Annotated in this window: 5 protein-coding genes; 4 read left to right on the top strand and 1 reads right to left on the bottom strand. The window is 59.9% G+C overall.

Features of this window, described 5'->3' with window-relative positions:
- The first annotated feature begins 255 nt into the window (after positions 1-255).
- A complete protein-coding gene (locus F3J36_RS21185; protein ID WP_166720520.1) occupies positions 256-711 on the top strand; it encodes a DUF943 family protein in 456 nt (151 codons plus the stop codon).
- A 159-nt stretch (positions 712-870) separates the two neighbouring features.
- Here F3J36_RS21185 and metK read toward each other — a convergent pair whose 3' ends face one another.
- Complete coding sequence (gene metK, locus F3J36_RS21180) at positions 871-2022, bottom strand: methionine adenosyltransferase (RefSeq protein ID WP_021506636.1); 1152 nt, start codon at positions 2020-2022, stop codon at positions 871-873.
- A 796-nt stretch (positions 2023-2818) separates the two neighbouring features.
- Between metK and speA the strand changes: the two genes are divergently transcribed.
- The 3 genes from speA (at position 2819) to F3J36_RS21165 (ending at position 19384) form a co-directional block, all read left to right on the top strand.
- Positions 2819-4798: a biosynthetic arginine decarboxylase gene (speA, locus tag F3J36_RS21175; protein WP_166720519.1), complete on the top strand. Its 1980-nt coding sequence runs from the start codon at positions 2819-2821 to the stop codon at positions 4796-4798.
- 706 nt (positions 4799-5504) lie between these two features.
- A complete protein-coding gene (locus F3J36_RS21170) occupies positions 5505-6200 on the top strand; it encodes an EAL domain-containing protein (RefSeq protein ID WP_058757107.1) in 696 nt (231 codons plus the stop codon).
- A gap of 200 nt (positions 6201-6400) precedes the next feature.
- Positions 6401-19384, top strand: a complete 12984-nt coding sequence (locus F3J36_RS21165; protein ID WP_166720518.1) for an Ig-like domain-containing protein — start codon at positions 6401-6403, stop codon at positions 19382-19384.
- Positions 19385-19445: the final 61 nt, after the last annotated feature.

The raw sequence follows: 19445 nt of genomic DNA, 5'->3' as shown, positions 1-19445 counted from the left end.
ATGAATTCAAGGCGTTGCATGGTAACAGTCTCAGTCCAGGGCATAGTGAGTCTCCTCTGCTATGCCGTTTATAACTGTTACCCATGTGCCCGGTCTAAAGTGTTACCCATGTGGCCGGTTTGTACCTAAATGCGCACCCTACAAAAAGTAACCCGCTCAGATGTAGGGGCGCCATTCATGGCGACCTGAAATAGCGGACTTACAATCATCAATACATCATGCCAATTTCACTTTGGATGAGAAACCAGAGTTATCATGTTTAAAACAGCTAAAGCCACAATAGTCATATTGACACTGGGTGCCGTCTTTTTCTCAAAATATTTTAGGGTGGAGGCTTTCTATCACCCCGTAATCAAAGGTTTTTTTTCGGGGAATGGCGCATTAATGGTCGTTGTTCAGCATCCCCCCGCATCAGGTAAAGCACTTGAGAATTGGTGGATGAATAAACTTAAGCCAATGATTGATCAGCTACCGAACCCGCAGCAACACGATTTAAAATCCATATTCGTGGTGAATTTTAACGGCGGATATAAATCTTTATCGTTTTCTGAAAAGGATTTCTCTGGCGAAAGTGATGAGGATTACATTTGTTTTGAGAAAATAAAAAGCGAAAAAAGATGCTTATTAAAAGACTATCCGGTTTTTATAAATGTTGGGAGTGTTTATTATTCATTGCATATGGGTGAGTTGACTATAAACCTAAAAAAATAGCTTTTTAATAGTCTTCCAGAGAGTGTACGGAAAAGTAGTACATTCAGCGTATTAAAATAAAAGTTTGCTGTTATAAAAAAGCCCGCTTGCGCGGGCTCGATTTTACCTTCTCCGCTAAGAGAAGATCGGGGTGAGGGCCTTCGCCCCCACCCGCGGAGATTACAGGCCTGCGGCCTCGCGCAGCTGGGCGGCTTTGTCGGTCTGTTCCCACGGGAAGTGTTCACGACCAAAGTGACCGTAGGCAGCGGTTTCTTTGTAGATTGGCTTCAGCAGATCCATCATCTGAATCAGACCGTATGGACGCAGGTCGAAGAACTCACGCACCAGCAGCGTCAGCTGTTCGGTTGAAACTTTCTCGGTACCGAAGGTTTCCACCATGATTGAGGTCGGTTCTGCCACACCAATCGCGTAAGAAACCTGGATTTCGCAGCGATCGGCCAGGCCAGCGGCAACGATGTTTTTCGCCACGTAGCGCGCAGCGTAAGCCGCTGAGCGGTCAACTTTCGACGGATCTTTACCGGAGAACGCGCCGCCGCCGTGACGGGCCATGCCGCCGTAGGTATCGACGATGATTTTACGACCGGTCAGGCCGCAGTCGCCCATCGGGCCGCCGATCACGAAACGACCGGTTGGGTTGATGTGGTATTTGGTGCTGGCGTTAATCCACTCGGTCGGCAGTACCGGCTTGATGATCTCTTCCATCACCGCTTCACGCAGATCGGCCTGAGAAATCTCTTCTGAATGCTGAGTTGACAGCACTACCGCATCGATACCGACAATCTTGCCGCCGTCGTACTGGAAGGTAATCTGGCTTTTGGCATCCGGGCGCAGCCATGGCAGCGTACCGTTTTTACGCACTTCAGCCTGACGCTGCACCAGACGATGCGCGTAGGTCACCGGTGCCGGCATCAGCACGTCGGTTTCATTGGTGGCGTAACCAAACATCAGGCCCTGGTCGCCCGCGCCCTGTTCCAGCGGATCGGTACGGTCTACGCCCTGGTTGATGTCCGGCGACTGTTTACCAATCGCGCTCAGCACCGCACAGGAGTTAGCATCAAAGCCCATATCGGAATGAACATAGCCGATTTCACGTACGGTATTACGGGTGATCTCTTCGATATCGACCCAGGCGCTGGTGGTGATCTCACCGCCAACCAGCACCATACCGGTTTTTACGTAGGTTTCGCAGGCGACGCGTGCTTTGGGATCCTGTTCAAGGATGGCGTCCAGCACGGCATCGGAAATCTGATCGGCGATTTTATCAGGATGTCCTTCTGATACGGACTCGGATGTAAAAAGGTGTTTAGCCATTCTGTTCTTTACCTTGCAAATGGTTTGAATTCGACTGCATAGCGTAAGCGGGATGATGCCAGCTCGACGCCCCTTCAGGCAAAGCCGCAAGCAGTAGGAAGTGTCAGCGTACCAGGCTCACACCGCCTGGATGTTAATCAGTTTAGATGGAAAACCATCTGGACGGCTATTTTAGGTCACTCAGTGCGCGTTTTTCCAGTGCTTTTTCGCCATCCGCATTTATCGCTACAGATCAACTGGAATATTTTCCTGACACCCGCCGCAGCGCGCCGACAAAGATTTTGCATTTTGCCGCGTCAGACTGTATAAAACGCCGCAGTTGTCCCATGGATGACGCCCCCGTGCGTCGCGCTGTCAGAGGCTGTTGATCTGATTTTCATCCACTCCGTTTCCGCATGCTGTTAGCAGGCGCTGGAGGTGATAAAAACAATGAACCACATTTTCGCTCTCTTCGGTTCACGGCGCCGTTCTGGCGCGCTGGCACGCCTTTCCATTTCCAGTTCTGCTCTTTTCTCTCGTCGAAGTTTTCTGCGTTGCGGTAATTATCCCGACACGAGCGCCGGCTAAGCTATTCCCCCAGTTTCTCTGCTGTGTTTCACTCGCCTGTGGTGAGGTGATGCGGGACGATTTTGCCCCGTTGTGCACCGCTTCCGGCACGGTGTTTTACACTTAACCTCAGTAAGGCGCACGGTAACCTGCTGAGGCAAGATAAGCAGAGTGAGGAAATTTCCATCCGGCGCAGTAGCAGCAAAATCCGGCAACTTTTTCATATTTCAACGGAAAATTGAGGTTCGTGATGTCTGACGACATGAAGAATATCAAGGGTTCGTCAGCTGGCGAACAGGGTGTACTCCGCTCGATGCAGGAGGTGGCAATGAACGATCAGGACGCAAGCAGAATGCTGCGCACCTACAACATTGCCTGGTGGGGAAACAACTATTACGACGTCAACGAACTCGGCCACATCAGCGTCTGCCCGGATCCGGATCAGCCGGAAGTGCGCGTTGACCTGGCGAAGCTGGTTAAAGAGCGCGAGGCCGACGGCCAGCGCCTGCCTGCGCTGTTCTGCTTCCCGCAAATTCTGCAGCACCGTCTGCGTTCGATTAATGCCGCCTTTAAACGCGCGCGTGAATCCTACGGCTATAAGGGCGACTACTTCCTGGTTTACCCGATCAAAGTTAACCAGCATAAGCGCGTGATTGAATCGCTGGTCAACTCCGGCGAGCCGCTGGGGCTGGAGGCGGGTTCCAAAGCTGAGCTGATGGCGGTGCTGGCGCACGCCGGTAAAACCCGCTCGGTGATAGTGTGTAACGGCTATAAAGACCGCGAATATATCCGTCTGGCGCTGATTGGTGAAAAGCTCGGCCATAAAGTCTATCTGGTGATTGAGAAGATGACCGAAGTGCGCCTGGTGCTGGAAGAAGCCGAGCGGCTAAACGTAGTGCCGCGCCTCGGCATCCGCGCCCGTCTGGCATCGCAGGGTTCCGGTAAGTGGCAGTCGAGCGGCGGCGAGAAATCCAAATTTGGTCTGGCGGCATCGCAGGTGCTGCAGCTGGTCGATATCATGCGCAAAGCGGGTCGTCTCGACAGCCTGCAGCTGCTGCATTTCCACCTCGGCTCGCAGATGTCCAATATTCGCGATATCGCCACCGGCGTGCGTGAATCGGCGCGCTTCTATGTTGAGCTGGCGAAGCTGGGCGTCAACATCAAGTGCTTTGACGTCGGCGGCGGGCTTGGGGTTGACTACGAAGGCACACGTTCGCAGTCAGACTGTTCAGTCAACTACGGCCTGAACGAATACGCCAATAACGTGATCTGGGCCATCGGCGACGCCTGTGAAGAGCACGGTCTGGAGCATCCGACCGTGATTACGGAATCGGGGCGTGCGGTGACCGCGCATCATACCGTGCTGGTCTCCAACATCATCGGCGTTGAGCGCAATGAATTCAGTACGCCGGTCGCACCGGATGCCGACTCACCGCGCCCGATTCAGAGCCTGTGGGATACCTGGCAGGAGATGCACGAGCCAAGCGTACGCCGTTCGCTGCGCGAATGGCTGCATGACAGCCAGATGGACCTGTTCGACATCCATACCGGCTATTCGTCAGGCACCTACGATCTCGGTCAGCGCGCCTGGGCAGAGCAGCTGTATCTCAGCATCTGCCACTATATTCAGCAGCACCTTGACCCGAGCAACCGCGCCCATCGGCCGATCATTGATGAGCTGCAGGAGCGCATGGCGGACAAGATTTACGTCAACTTCTCGCTGTTCCAGTCGATGCCGGATGCGTGGGGCATCGATCAGCTGTTCCCGGTACTGCCGCTGGAAGGGCTGAACAAAACTCCGCAGCGTCGTGCGGTACTGCTGGATATCACCTGTGATTCCGATGGCACCATCGATCACTACGTTGACGGCGACGGTATTGCCACCACCATGCCAATGCCAGAGTACAATGTGGATAATCCACCGATGCTGGGCTTCTTCATGGTCGGGGCGTATCAGGAAATCCTTGGTAACATGCACAACCTGTTTGGCGATACCGAAGCGGTTGACGTCTTCGCCTTCCCGGATGGCAGCGTAGAAGTGCAGCTGTCTGATGAAGGGGATACCGTGGCGGATATGCTGCAATACGTGCAGCTCAATCCTAACGATCTGATGACGTTATTCCGCGATCAGGTAAAACAGCAGCAGGATATTGACGAAGAGCTGCGGGCGCAGTTCCTTGAAGAGTTTGAGAGTGGACTTTACGGCTACACCTATCTCGAAGACGAGTAAGTGTATTTCCCGCAACGGGCTCCGGCTGGAGCCCGTTATTATCACCTTCCCTTACAATCCTTCCTGCCATTTATTCAATTCGTGATCGCTATCACTCTGAAATTATCCCGGCCGAAACAGCAAATTCAAACCGTTTATTAACAAAAGCTATCTGCTTAATTCAGCAGCGAAAGCGCCTCGGCAGCGAAAAAAACGTTTTTTAAATCTGTGGCTTAGTGTTGCACCTGCCCGAAAATGACAAATCTTTCTTTTATGAGTTTCTGGCTATCTATAATAAAAATTTAAGCATAAGGCGTTGGTTGAGCGATGTGCAGGCTGTCGGTTTTTTGACGCTTTCTGGAATCCCGTTTCAAGCAGTGCAATATCCCATCTTAAGGACAAAGACAGAATTTATACCAATGACGTATAATTTATTCCTTACTAATCAATTGAGTATTGGTTTTATTTTTTGTCAAGGCCGATAAGAAAAAATCCAGATACTAAGAATTATCTGATCTTTATGTGAAAAGTGTAATGAAAATGAAGCTTTATTGATTGGTTTAAACGATTAAAGTTCACGCTGTTGTTCACTGAAATCTATTTTTCAAAATGTAAGTTGTAAGTTAACCTTCAGTTAAGGTGTTAAGTTTTATCGATGTTTCCCTTACGAATCACATGAGAAAAGCTGACGGTTTAACGCGCTATCAGCCAGTGTAAGGATCGTAAAATGCGCTGCAAATCCGACTACATTCTGATGCTGGAGCCGGTTCACGCTATTTCCGGTGAAGTGGTGGCATGGGAATTGTTGACGCGTTTCGCAGATGATGCAGATACCAATAATAAGCGTAACCCTGACAGGGATGCAGGGTTCTTCAGTCGGCTTTCTGCTGACGAAAAATGGCAGTTATTCCTCCACCAGGTCGAAAAACTTATTCAGCTTTACCATGCGGGGTTTGAGCAGGTCATCAGCGTTAATGTAGACAGAGATATTGTTTCAGGCATTTTTAAAGATGCTGAAATACAAAGAAAACTGGCCGCGCTGACGCGATTACGGCTGGAAATCTCTGCCTTCTTCACCGCACGTTTTAATAGTGCCGACCTGCTGATCCTGAAAGGCGTAGCCAAAATCACGCCGGCCCCGTTATGGCTCGATGACTTTGGTCCGGGTTATTCCAACCTGACCATGCTCGATAGCGGAATATTCGACATCGTCAAGATTGATAAAAATTTTTTTTGGCAATTTGGCGAAGATCGCACTTTCGACATTCTGCTCGACCACCTCAATCAATTATGTCGCGGCGTGATTATTGAGGGCGTTGAACATCAACGTCAGGTTGATTTGCTGTCGCAAAAATCAATTTACGGCATGCAAGGCTACCACTGGAAGAGCGTCTATCTCACTGATTTGTTGGCGCAAGTCTGAAAAGAGTTCGGCAGAACTGTTTTTCGGGCGAGCGGCAAATAACGACTCAGCGCGTTTTCACTGTGCCTCTGGCAGATGAAACCGGCCTGGAGAGGATGTGAGTAATTCATTGAATTATTCGCGAAGAATACCGGTGTCTGGCGATACCGGGCGTTTTTATGGATGCCATTAAGCTTATAACTGCGCGGGATATCGATAAAATGAACAATATCTCTGTAACGCCTAAAGGCGGAACGATTGCTACTGAAGTGAGCGGTAATCAGGTTAATTTGACTGCTCCCAGTGTGGTTAAGCTCAACCTTAATCAGGCTGATATTAAGTCTTTCACACGCAATGGTAGTGATTTAGTGGTCACCACTAAATCCGGTGAAGTCGTTGTTATTCATAAATTCTACGATGCTAACGGCGACAGCGATCTGGTGCTGCAGGACGACAAAGGCGCGCTGTGGTGGGTGGAAGACCCCGGCACAGAAGGCTTCCAGTTTGTCTCTATCGACAGCACGGAAGGGCTGTTAGCGGAAAACGTCACGGGTGACGGAACACTAACCGCCTTTGGTATCGCCGGCGCCGCGCTGGCCGGTATCGGTGCGCTGATCGCCGGTAATAACGGCGGTGGCGGTGGCGGCGGTGGGGATAACGGCGGCGGCGACAATGGCGGCGGCGGTGATACCACGGCTCCGGCGGCAGTCAGCGATCTGCTGATCACGGATAACGCGGGCAGCGTGCAGGGCGCTATCACGGGTGGCACCAGCACCGATGACAACACGCCTACACTGAGCGGCACGGCCGAAGCGGGGACCATTGTCAGTATTTACGACGGCACCACGCTGCTGGGTACGGTCACCGTCGGTGCCGATGGCCGCTGGAGCTTCACGACACCCGCCCTGGGTGAAGGGCAGCACAGCCTGACGGTTACTGTCACCGATGCGGCCGGCAACACCAGTCCGGCCACCAGCCCGGTTGATTTCACTGTCGATACGCAGCCACCGGCAGTGGCCACGGACGTGGCCCTGACCAACAACAGCGGCGGCAGCACCACGCCGGTACCAAACGGATCGAGCAGCGATGACAACACGCCGACCCTGAGCGGTCGCGGTGAAGCGGGCGCTGTGGTCAGCGTTTACGATGGTCAGACGCTGCTCGGCACGGCGCTGGTGGGCGCGAACGGCAACTGGAGTTTTACCACGCCAGCGCTGAGCAATGGCAGCCACAGCCTGACCGTGACGCTGACGGACGCTGCCGGCAACGTCAGCGCTGCGTCCTCGCCGTTTGTGGTGACGATTCAGGCGGGCCTGCCGTCAACCAGCAGTTCGCTGCAAATTACCGACGATAGCGATACCACGCTGCGCACGCTGAGCGATGGTGCCAGCACCAAAGACAGCACGCCGGTGCTGAGCGGCCTGGCGAGCGCTAACGCCGTCATCACGCTGTACAACGGCACCACGCTGCTGGGCAGTACTATTGCCGACGGCAGCGGTCAGTGGCGCTTCACTCCCGCCACGCTGGCAGATGGTACTTACGCGTTCCGCGCGGTTGCCACCGACGCCGCCGGTAACGTCACCACCTCCGTCACCCTGACGGTCACCATTGATACCGTGGCGCCCGGCGCGGCAGGCGATCTGCTGCTGACCGGCGACAGTAATGGCACGGTGACGCCGATTGCCGCCGGCGGCAGCAGCAATGACAACACGCTGGTGCTGAGCGGCACGGCAGAGGCCGGCAGCACCGTTACGGTACGCGATGGCAACGTCGTGCTCGGCACGGCTATCGTCGGCAGTAACGGCAGCTGGAGCTTCACCACGCCAGCGCTCAGCGACGGCAATCACAGCCTGACTACCACGGTAACCGACAGCGCCGGCAACACCGGTCCGGCGTCAGCGGCTATTGTGGTCACCGTCGATACCACCGCACCGGCGGCGATCGGCGATCTGCAGGTGATCGACAACGTGGGTGCCAGCCAGGGCCCGCTGACGTCGGGCGCTACCACCGATGACAACACACCTACCCTGAGCGGCAGCGGCGAAGCCGGTGCGCTGATCAGCATTTACGACGGCAGCACGCTCCTGGGCAATACCCTTGTCGGGGCCAACGGCAGCTGGAGCTTTACCACGCCAGCGCTCAGCAACGGCAGCCACAGCCTGACCGTTACGCAAACTGATGCGGCGGGCAACGTCAGCAGCGCGACCGCGGAATTTGTGGTCAATGTGGACGCTGCGCTGCCACCCGCCAGCGCCAGCATTGAGCTGGTGGGTGACAGCGGCAATACCCTCGTCTCACTGCAAAACGGCGCCGTCACCAATGACGACAGCCCGACCCTCGCCGGCCTGACCCGGGCGGGCAGCCTCGTCCGCATCTTTGACGGCGGCGATCTGCTCGGCAGCACCACCGCCGATGGCAATGGGCAGTGGAGCTTTGCCCTGAGCAACCTGAGTGAGGGCGGCCACGCGTTCAGCGCCACCATTACCGACGTTGACGGCAATGTGATTGACACCGTCACCCTGAACATTACGGTTGATACCACGCCACCGGCGGCAGCCAGCGATCTGGCACTGCTGAACGATGCCGGCAGTACCGCACAGCCGGTGACGGGCGGCAGCGCGATTAACGATGCGACACCGCTGCTGAGCGGCACGGCGGAAGCCGGCAGTATTGTCACGATTCGCGACGGCAACACCGTTCTCGGCAGCGTCAGCGTGGGCAGTAACGGCAGCTGGAGCTTCACCACGCCAGCGCTGGGCGAGGGCAATCACAGCCTGAGCACCACGGTGACCGATGCCGCCGGCAACGTCAGTCCGGCATCAACGCCGATCGCCTTTAGCGTTGACACCACCGCGCCTGCCGCCGTCAGCGGCCTGCAGGTGACGGATAACGCGGGCAGCGTCACCGGCGCGCTGGCTTCCGGCCAGACCACCGACGATCGCACGCCAGCCCTGAGCGGTTCGGCAGAAGCGGGCGCGGTGGTGCGTATCTATGACGGTACCACGCTGCTCGGTAGCGTTACCGCCGGCAGCAACGGCAGCTGGAGCTTTACGCCAGATCCGCTCACCAACGGGCAGCACAGCCTGACCACCACGGTGACTGACGCGGCCGGCAACGTCAGCCCGGCATCGCCGGTGTTCACGGTCAACATTGAGGCGGGCGTGCCGGCCACCAGCAGCCTGCTGATTGTCACCGATGATAACGGCAGCACACTGGTCGAACTGGCCAATAACGACAGCACCACCGACAGCACGCCGATTCTCAGCGGCCAGGCCGGGGCGGGCGATCTCGTCACCCTGTACAACGGCAGCACGGTTTTGGGCAGCGTGGTCGCGGGCAGCAACGGACAGTGGAGCTTCACGCCAGCGGCGCTGGCCGACGGCACCTACGCATTCCGCGCCAGCGCCGATAACGGCAGCGGCACGGTGACGGATTCGCCGGTGATCACCATCACCATCGACACCGTCGCGCCCGCGGCACCGACAGGCATCCAGCTGACCAACGATGACGGCGATCCGCTGGGCACAGGCAGCACTAACGTCTCTGCGCCAACCCTGAGCGGCAGCGGCGAAGCTGGCGGTGTGGTGATTATCTCCGATGGCGGTACGGTGATTGGCAGCACCACGGTGGGCAACGATGGCAACTGGAGTTTCACCACGCCGCCCCTCAGCGATGGCAGCCACAGCCTGACCAGCACCGTGACCGATGCGGCCGGCAACACCGGACCGGCGTCAACACCGGTAACCGTCACCGTCGATACGCAGGCACCGGCGGCGGCAGGCAATCTGCAGCTCAGCAATGGCGACGGCACACCGGTTGCCGCGGGCGGCAGCACCAATGACACCACGCCAACCCTGAGCGGTACCGCTGAACCTGGCAGCACGGTGACCGTCAGCGACGGCGATACGGTGCTGGGCACGGCGACGGCAGGCAGCGACGGCAGCTGGAGCTTCACCCCGACCGATCCGCTGAGCGAAGGGCAGCACAACCTGACGTCCACCGTTACCGACACGGCGGGCAATACCGGGCCGGGCAGCACGGCGGTGATTGTCATCGTCGATACCAGCGCCCCTGCCGTGGCCAGCGAGCTGCTGCTCAGCAACGACCAGAGCGGCACAGCGGTGCCGGTCAGCAATGGCCTCACCAATGACACCACGCCGGTGCTGAGTGGCCGCGCGGAACCGGGCAGCACCGTGACCATTTCCGATGGCGATACGGTACTGGGCACCGCCACCGTCGGCAACGACGGTAGCTGGAGCTTCACTGCACCGGTGCTGGCGGCGGGCGACCATAGCCTGACGGCGACGGTGACCGATACCGCCGGCAATACCAGCGAACCCTCGGCCGCCCTCAGCTTTACCATCGATACCACCACGCCAGCCGCGCCGGGCAATGTGCAGCTCAGTGATGATCAGAGCGGCACGCCGGTGCTGATCACCAGCGGTGCCACTAACGACACCACGCCGGTCCTGAGCGGCAGCGGCACCGCCGGCAGTACCATCACCGTCTCGGATGGCAATACCGTGCTGGGCACCACCACCGTTAACGACGATGGCAGCTGGAGCTTCACGCCAGCCACTGCGCTGGGCGAGGGGCCGCACAGCCTGACGGCGACCGAAACCAGTCCGGCTGGCAATACCAGTGCACCGTCGGCCCCGCTGGAGGTGAACATCGATCTCACCGATCCAGCGCCCGCCGCAGACTTGCTGCTGGTTAACGATCAGGGCGCAACGCCGCTGCCGATCGCGGCGGATGGCGTCACTAATGACACCACGCCGCTGTTCAGCGGCAGCGCAGAGCCGGGCAGCCTCGTCGCGATTTACGACAATGGCAGCGTGATTGGCTCGGCGCAGGCCGATGCAAACGGCAACTGGAGCTTCACGCCGGATCCGGCACTGGAGGCGGGCACGCATAGCCTGACCACCGTTGTCACCGACACGGCGGGCAACAGCGGGCCGGTGTCTGATGCGTTTGATTTCACAATCGATCTCACCACGCCGTCTGCCGCCGTTGATGTCGTGCTGAACAACGATAACGGCGAGACGCTGCAGCCGATCAACAGCGGCACCGCGACCAACGACACCACGCCGCAGCTGAGCGGCACCGCCGATGCCGGCAGTACCGTCACCATCCTTGATGGCAACACGGTGCTGGGCAGCGTGCTGGTGGGTGCCGGTGGCACATGGACCTATGCGGTACCGACGCTGAGCCAGGGCGAACATAGCCTGGCCACCACGGTTACCAGCCCGGCGGGCAACGTTAGCGCACCGTCCGCGGCAATTGATTTTACCGTGGATACCACGGCACCGGCCGAGCCGACCGGCCTGCTGCTGGTGAACGATGAGGTTGATCCGGCCGTACCGGTGGCCTCTGGCGGAGCGACCAACGACACCACACCAGTGTTGAGCGGTAGCGCCGAGCCTGACAGCGTAGTGATCGTGCGCGACAACGGCGTGATCATCGGCTCGGCTACCGCCGGCAATGACGGCAGCTGGCGCTTCACGCCAGATACCGCCCTGGAAGCGGGCAGTCACAGCCTGACGGCCAGCGTCACCGATCCGGCAGGCAACGTCGGGCCGGAGTCCGCGCCGTACACCTTCACCGTTGATCTCACGCCACCGGCAGCGCCAGTGGACGTGGTGCTGAGCAATAACGATGGCAGCACGCTGGTGGCGATTGCCGCCAATGGCGCGACCAACGACACTACGCCGCAGCTCTCCGGCAGCGCCACGGCGGGCAGTATCATCACTGTCTACGATGGCGACAGCACGACGCCGATCGGTTCTGTGACCGTGGGCGCCGATGGCAGCTGGCAGTTTGTTACCGGTACGCTGGACGAGGGCGATCACAGCCTGACGGTAACGGTGACTGATGCGGCGGGTAACGTCAGCGATCCTTCCGCGCCGATTAGCTTTACCGTGGATACCACGGCGCCGGACGCGGTCGTCGATCTGCTGCTGGTGAACAACAATGTCGATCCGGCCACGCCAATCACCTCAGGCAGCAACACCAATGACAGCACGCCGCTGCTCAGCGGAACGGCGGAGCCGAACAGCACCATCATCGTCTATGACGGACAGACGCCTATCGGCACGGCGACGGCAGGTAACGACGGCGCATGGACCTTCTCACCTGAACTGACCGATGGCTCGCACAGCCTCAGCGTGACGGTCACCGACGTCGCCGGCAATGTCAGTGCACCGAGCGCCAGTGTGGCGATCACCGTCGATACCGTAGCACCGTCGGCGGTCACCCAGCTGAGCGTCGCCAGCGACAATGGCAACGGCGATCCGGTCACCATCCCGAACGGCGGCTTAACCAGTGACAACACGCCGGTGCTGAGCGGCAGCGGCGATCCGGGCAGCCTGATTGTGATTACCTCGCAGGACGGTCCGGTGGGCAGCGTCACTGTCGGCAGCAGCGGCAGCTGGAGCTTCACGCCGGCCAGCGCGCTGAGTGACGGCAGCTACACCTTAACCGTTGTGGCGCGCGACGCGGCGGGCAACGTCAGCGCGCCGGTTACGGCACAGTTGGTGATTGACGCCACCGCTCCGGATCAGGTGACGGAAATCAGTCTCTCCAATGACAACGGCAGTGCGCTGGTGGATATTCCGTCGGGATCGACCACCAGCGATACCACGCCGCTGCTGGCGGGCGTTGCTGAGCCGGGCAGCACGGTGAACATTCTGGATAATGGCGCGCCGATTGGTACGGCGATTGCGGGCAGTGACGGCGCGTGGAGTTTCAACGTGCCAACCCTCACCAACGCGGCGCACAGCCTGACGGTGACGGTCACCGATGCGGCCGGTAACACCGGGCCGGCGTCGGCACCGATTACCTTTACCGTGGATAGCCAGGCTCCGGCCCAGGCCACGCTGGAAGTAAATAACGACAACGGCACCGATCTGGTACTGGTACCTGATGGCACCTATACCAATGACAACACGCCACGCCTGAGCGGTACGGCGGAGGCTGACAGCCTGGTGACCATTTACGATGGCAATGTGGTGCTGGGTTCGACCACCGTCAATGCGGCCGGCGAATGGGTGTTCCTGTCGCCCGTGCTCACCGATGGTCAGCACACCCTGACGGCTACGGTGACGGACAGCCTCGGCAACGTCAGTGCGCCGTCTTCCAGCTTCACCGTTCAGGTTGATGCCACGCCGCCGCAGCCGGTCAGCGCCGTGCTGCTGCAGAATGACAACGATCCGGATAATCCAGTCACCATCGCCAACGGTGGCGCCACCAACGACAACACGCCGCTGCTGAGCGGCAGCGGTGAGGCGGGTGGTCTCGTCAACGTGTACAACGGCAACGTGCTGGTGGGGTCGGCGACGGTGGACAGCGAAGGCAACTGGAGCCTGAATACGTCGCCGCTGGATAACGGCAACTACACGCTGACGGTGGTCGTCAGTGACAGCGCGGGTAACGTCAGCGACCCGGTGAGCATTGGCGTGACGGTCAACACTGTCGGGCCGGATCCGGTGCTGTCGTTTGAGGTCAACGCCAATAACGGTCCGACCGCACTGCAGCTGGTGGATGGCAGCTTTACCAACGACACCACGCCGGTGCTGAGCGGAACGGCGCAGGCCGGTGCCATCATCAATCTGTTGCAGGACGATACGGTGATTGGCTCGGTGGTCGCCGATGCCAATGGCGTATGGCGCTTTGAAACCAGCGCGCTGCAGGATGGCAGCTACGCTTTCTCGGTGCAGGTGGTGGATGCCGCTGGCAACGTCAGCGAGCCGGCGGGGCCGGTGAATATCACCGTCGATACGCTGGTGCCAGACGCGGTTCCTGACCTGGTGGTCGCCGACAACGTGGGTGGCACGACGGGCCCGCTGGATGACGGCGCGTCGACCGATGACAACACGCCAACCCTGAGCGGTACGGCAGAAGCCGGCAGCACGGTGAACATCTACGATGGCACCACGCTGCTGGGCACTGCGCTGGCCGGCTCGGGCGGGGCCTGGAGCTTTACGACCGCGGCGCTCAACAACGGACCTCACAGCTTCACCGTGACCGTGACCGATGCGGCGGGCAACGTCAGCACGGCGACGCCGGCGTTCAGCCTTAACGTGCAGGCCGATCTGCCGCCAGCCACCTCGACGCTGCAAATCACTGACGACACAGGCACGACGCTGGTGACGCTGGCAGACGGCGCGGTAACCCGCGACACTACGCCAACGCTCAGCGGCTCTGCCGAAGCCGGTCAGCTGATTCGTATTTATGACGCAAACACGGATGCGGTAATCACCAGCGTTACGGCGGATGCTAACGGCCAGTGGAGCTATACGCCGACGCTGGCTGAAGGCAGCTACGCCTACTACATTACCGCGCAAAACCCTGGCGGTGATGAGGGGACGCCATCGGCTACCCTCGGCTTCACCGTGGATATCACCGCGCCGGCGGTGGCCGCTGATGTGGTAATCAGCAACGATCGCAGCGGTACGGCGGTGCCGATTAGCGACGGCAGCGTCATCAATGACAACACGCCGGTACTCAGCGGCAGCGCCGAAGTGGGCAGCCTGGTCACAGTGTACGATGGCAACAGCGCTATCGCGTCGGTGGTGGTGGGCGCAGGGGGAAGCTGGACGCTGACCACGCCTGCATTGAGCGAAGGGGCGCACGCGCTGAGCGTGGGCGTCAGCGATGCAGCAGGTAACAGCAGCGACCGCACCCCGGCGCTTAGCTTCACTGTGGACAGCATCGCACCGAACGCTTCGACGCTGGTCATCACCAACGATGATACCGCGCAGCCGGTGCTCAACGGCGGCTACAGCAGCGATGCCACGCCAACCCTGAGCGGTGTAGCGGAAGCGGGCAGCACGGTCACCATCCTCAACAATGGTGATGTGCTGACCACGCTGACCGTGCCGTCCAGCGGCAACTGGAGCTACACGCCAGCGACAGCGCTGATTGAAGGATCGCACACCCTGAGCGTTTCGGTGACCGATGCGGCGGGCAACGTCAGCACCAGCACCAGCGCGACGGTAATCGTTGATACCCTGGCGCCGGACGATCTGACGCTGACGGCCAGCAACAACAACGGCAGCACGCCGGTGACGATTGCTGACGGCGGTACCACTAATGACAACACGCCACTGTTACGCGGTGTGGCAGAAGCGGGCAGCGTGGTGACCATTCGCCTCGATGGCGATGTGGTGGCCTCGCTGACGGTCGGCAGCAGCGGTAACTGGAGTTACACCTCTGCGGCACTGAGCGACGGCAGCCATACCTTCAGCGTCACGGAAACGGACGCGGCGGGTAACACAGGCGAGGCGCTCAGCGTGACGCTGATCGTTGATGCGACGCCACCGCTGGTGGCCACCAACCTGACCATCACTAACGACGTTACCGGCGTCAGCATACCGGCTGGCGGCGCGACTAACGACACCACGCCAACGCTGAGCGGCAGCGCCGAGGCCAACGCCACGGTTAGTGTTTATGACGGCAACACGCTGCTCGGCACGGCGCTTGTGAACGGCAGCGGCGCATGGAGCTTTGTCTCACCGACGCTGGGTAACGGTGCGCATGCGCTGAGCGTGGCGGTCACCGATGCGGCGGGCAATACCGGCCCGCGCACCACGCCGGTAACTATCACCGTCGATACCGTTGCGCCGGGCGCGGCCACGCTGGTGGTCACCAACGACGTCAGCGGCAGCGTCATCCCGAATGGCGGCGTCACCAGCGATACCACGCCGGTGCTGAGCGGTCGGGCGGAGGCGGGCAGCATCGTCACCGTGCTGGATGGCACCACGCTGGTCGGTTCCGCGCTGGTGGGCAGTGACGGTAACTGGACGCTGACGCCAGCCACGGCGCTGAGCGAAACGCTTCATACGCTCAACGTCACGGTCACCGATGCGGCCGGTAACGTCAGTGTCACCACCAGCGCCACGCTGGTGATCGACACCACGCCGCCGGTGGCTATCACCGGGCTGGCAGCGGTAAACAACAACGGCAGCACGCCGGTGGCGATTGCGGCGGGTGGCGTCACTAATGACAGCACGCCACGCCTGAGCGGCACGGCGGAAGCCAACAGCATTGTGACCATCCGCGATGGTGATACGGTGCTGGGTTCGGTAACCGCCGCCAGCAACGGCAGCTGGAGCTTCGTCACTGGCACCCTGTCTGACGGTTTACACACCTTCAGCGTGACGGCCACCGATGCGGCAGGCAATACCGGTCCCGCAGCGTCCCTTGCGCTGACCGTCGACACCGCGCCGCCGCTGGCGGCAACCGGGCTGACGCTGACCAACGACGTCACCGGTGTGGCTATCGTCAATAACGGGGTCACCAACGACAGCACGCCGACGCTGCAGGGCACGGCGGAAGCGAACGCCATTGTCACGGTTTACGATGGCAACACGCTGCTCGGAACGGTGCAGGCTAACGCCAGCGGTAACTGGAGCTTCGTCTCGCCGACGCTGAGCAATGCCGCCCACGCGCTGAGCGTGACGGTGACCGACAGCGCGGGCAACGTCAGTCCCCGTTCCGAGGTGATTAACCTCACCGTGGATACGGTGGCGCCAGCGAACACCAGTCTCACCATTATTAATGATGCGACCGGTGCCACCATTGTTAACGGCGGCGCGACCAACGACACCACGCCAACGCTGCGCGGCAGCGTCAGCGCGGCGGAGGCCGGGGCACGCGTCACTATTCTGGACAACGGTCTGGCACTGGGCACGGCGATTGTGCAGGCCGACGGCAGCTGGAGCTTCACGCCACTGGCTGCGCTGAGCGCCGGTCCGCACCCGATCACGGTGACGGTAACGGATGCGGCAGGTAACGTCAGCGGCACCACCGCGGCCACGGTGATCATCGATACCACGGCACCGGCGGCCATCACCAATCTGCTGGCGCTCAACAACAACGGCAGCACGGCGGTGACCATTCCGAATAATGGCGTCACCAACGACAGCACGCCGCTGCTGAGCGGCAACGGCGAGGCGGGCGCGCGCATCACGGTGTACGACGGCACCACATTGCTGGGCACCACCACGGTGGGCAGCAACGGCAGCTGGAGCTTCGTGGTAGGCAACGCGCTGAGCAACGGCAGCCACACGCTGAACGTGACGCAGACCGACCCGGCGGGCAACGTCAGCCCGCAGGTGTCGACCACGCTGATCGTTGATACCGTGGTGCCGGTCGCCAGTACGCTGACCATCATTGATGACATCAGCGGTACGCCGGTGACGCTGGCGAACGGCGCCTTTACGCGCGATACCACGCCAACGCTGCGCGGCACCACGGAAGCGGGTGCCGTGGTCACCATCTACGACGGTGCCAGCGCCATTGGTTCTGTGACCGCGGGGAGTGATGGCAGCTGGAGCTTCACCACCGCCACGCTGGCGAACGGCGCGCACACGCTGAGCACCACGGTGACCGATGCGGCCGGTAACGTCAGCACCGGCAACATCACGGCGACGGTGAACGTCGATACCCTGCCTCCGGCGGCGGTAAGCGGGCTGGCGATCAACAGCGCCGGTACCCTTGTCACCGGTAGCGGTGAAGTCGGGGCTACGGTAACGGTGCGCGATGCCAGCGGCAACGCGCTCGGCACCACCACGGTCGGCAGCGGCGGCAACTGGTCGGTGACGCTCACCACCGCGCAGATCACCGGTGCGCCGCTCTCGGTGATCCAGACGGATCGCGCCGGTAACGTCTCGCCGGGGGCCTCGCTGACCGGTGCGATTCGCATCGTGGCGACCAACGACAGCAACGAGGTGGATTACACCAGCACGCAGGCGACGGTGAATAACGGTACGGTCAACTCGTCGCACACCGCGCTGCTGACCGTGGGGCTGGGTACGGTGCTCAATGCCAGCGTACTGAACAACGGTAATGCTTACCTGTTCAGCGTGGGTAACGATGACAGCCGTACCGTGACGCTCAACGGTTCGGTGACCAGTCTCGGCGTGGCCGCCAACTATTCGTTAAACCTGTACGAACAGCAGGCGAACGGCTCGTGGCAGTTGATCAGTATCAAGACCAACTACATCAGCGCGCTGCTGACGATCGGTACGCTGAAAGGGGCAAACGTCACCTACACCGGACTGGGGACCGGCAACTATGCGGTGGTGGTCGCAGCCACCACCAACATTAGCGTGTTGCCAACCACCACGGTAAGCACGGTGTCGGATTTCACCACGCTGGCGGTCACCACCGCCGCGACGGTCACCGGTAACCTGCTGACCAACGACACCAGCTCGATCGCCGGGACGATTCCGTCCGGCACGGCGGTGGCGTCGGTGGGCAGCAGCGCGGTGGCGTCCAGCGGCAATACGGTGATCAACACCACCTACGGTACGCTGACCATTGATGCGAAGGGTAACTACACCTACACGCTGAAGGCCGGGCTGGATATCGATACCCTGCCATCCGCAGACACCTTCACCTACTCGGTGCGGGATGCCAGCGGTGCAGTGACCTCGGCGACGCTGACGGTGACGTTGCATAACGGTGCGGCCACCGCGCTGTTCGCCACCACCAGTCTGGCGGCGGAAACCACCACCAGCAGCGAGCATGATGCCAGCGGCAGCATCTGGGGAGACAGCAATGTCAGCCACAGCGGCACGCTGAGCATCCTCAATGAGCACGGCGATCTCACCACCGTGAGCAGCGTGGGCAGCACGGCGGTGGCCGGGGACTTTGGTGTGCTGACCATCGCCGCCAACGGTAGCTATACCTATACCCTGAACGCGGATGTGAATATCCAGAACATCACGCATAAGGAGGTGTTTACCTACACCCTGGCGTCGTCCGACGGCACCATCACCAGCAACACCTTTACCATTGAGCTTCACCCGACCATCACGGGCAGCGCCGCGGCTGACAGCCTCACCAGCAGCGCCTACGACGATACCATTACCAGCGGTGCCGGCGCAGATACGCTGGTTTACCACCTGCTGAGCAGCGCAGATGCCACCGGTGGCAACGGCCATGACACCTGGACCGACTTTAACGTCGCGCAGGGTGACAAGATCGACGTCAGCAGTCTGCTGATCGGCTGGAATGATTCCACCAGTAATATCAATGACTTTGTGAAAGTGGATCATACCGCGGATGGCAATACGGTGTTGTCAATTGACCGTGACGGCAGCGGCACGGGGTACAGCAGTACGCAGCTGATTACCCTGGAAGGCGTAAACGTCTCACTGGAGGAGTTGCTGCAGCAACCGCATCAAAACCACACGGCTTAGTGGGTGTAACGCAGGGAAGCATAACGGGCACAGGGAGGTGCCCCTTTCTCTCTTTTACTGG

The organism is Pantoea sp. Cy-640 (genome assembly GCF_011752635.1).
In the GTDB taxonomy this organism is placed as follows: Bacteria; Pseudomonadota; Gammaproteobacteria; order Enterobacterales; family Enterobacteriaceae; genus Pantoea; species Pantoea dispersa.
The sequence above is the reverse complement of the archived record's forward strand: the minus strand, read 5'-3'. Positions and strand labels throughout refer to the sequence as shown.

What these genes read in the sequence shown, in the direction of transcription:
- F3J36_RS21185 (WP_166720520.1), top strand. Translation starts at nt 256, where the DNA reads ATGTTTAAAACAGCTAAAGCCACAATAGTCATATTGACACTGGGTGCC.
- F3J36_RS21165 (WP_166720518.1), top strand. Translation starts at nt 6,401, where the DNA reads ATGAACAATATCTCTGTAACGCCTAAAGGCGGAACGATTGCTACTGAA.
- metK (WP_021506636.1), bottom strand. Translation starts at nt 2,022, where the DNA reads ATGGCTAAACACCTTTTTACATCCGAGTCCGTATCAGAAGGACATCCT.
- F3J36_RS21170 (WP_058757107.1), top strand. Translation starts at nt 5,505, where the DNA reads ATGCGCTGCAAATCCGACTACATTCTGATGCTGGAGCCGGTTCACGCT.
- speA (WP_166720519.1), top strand. Translation starts at nt 2,819, where the DNA reads ATGTCTGACGACATGAAGAATATCAAGGGTTCGTCAGCTGGCGAACAG.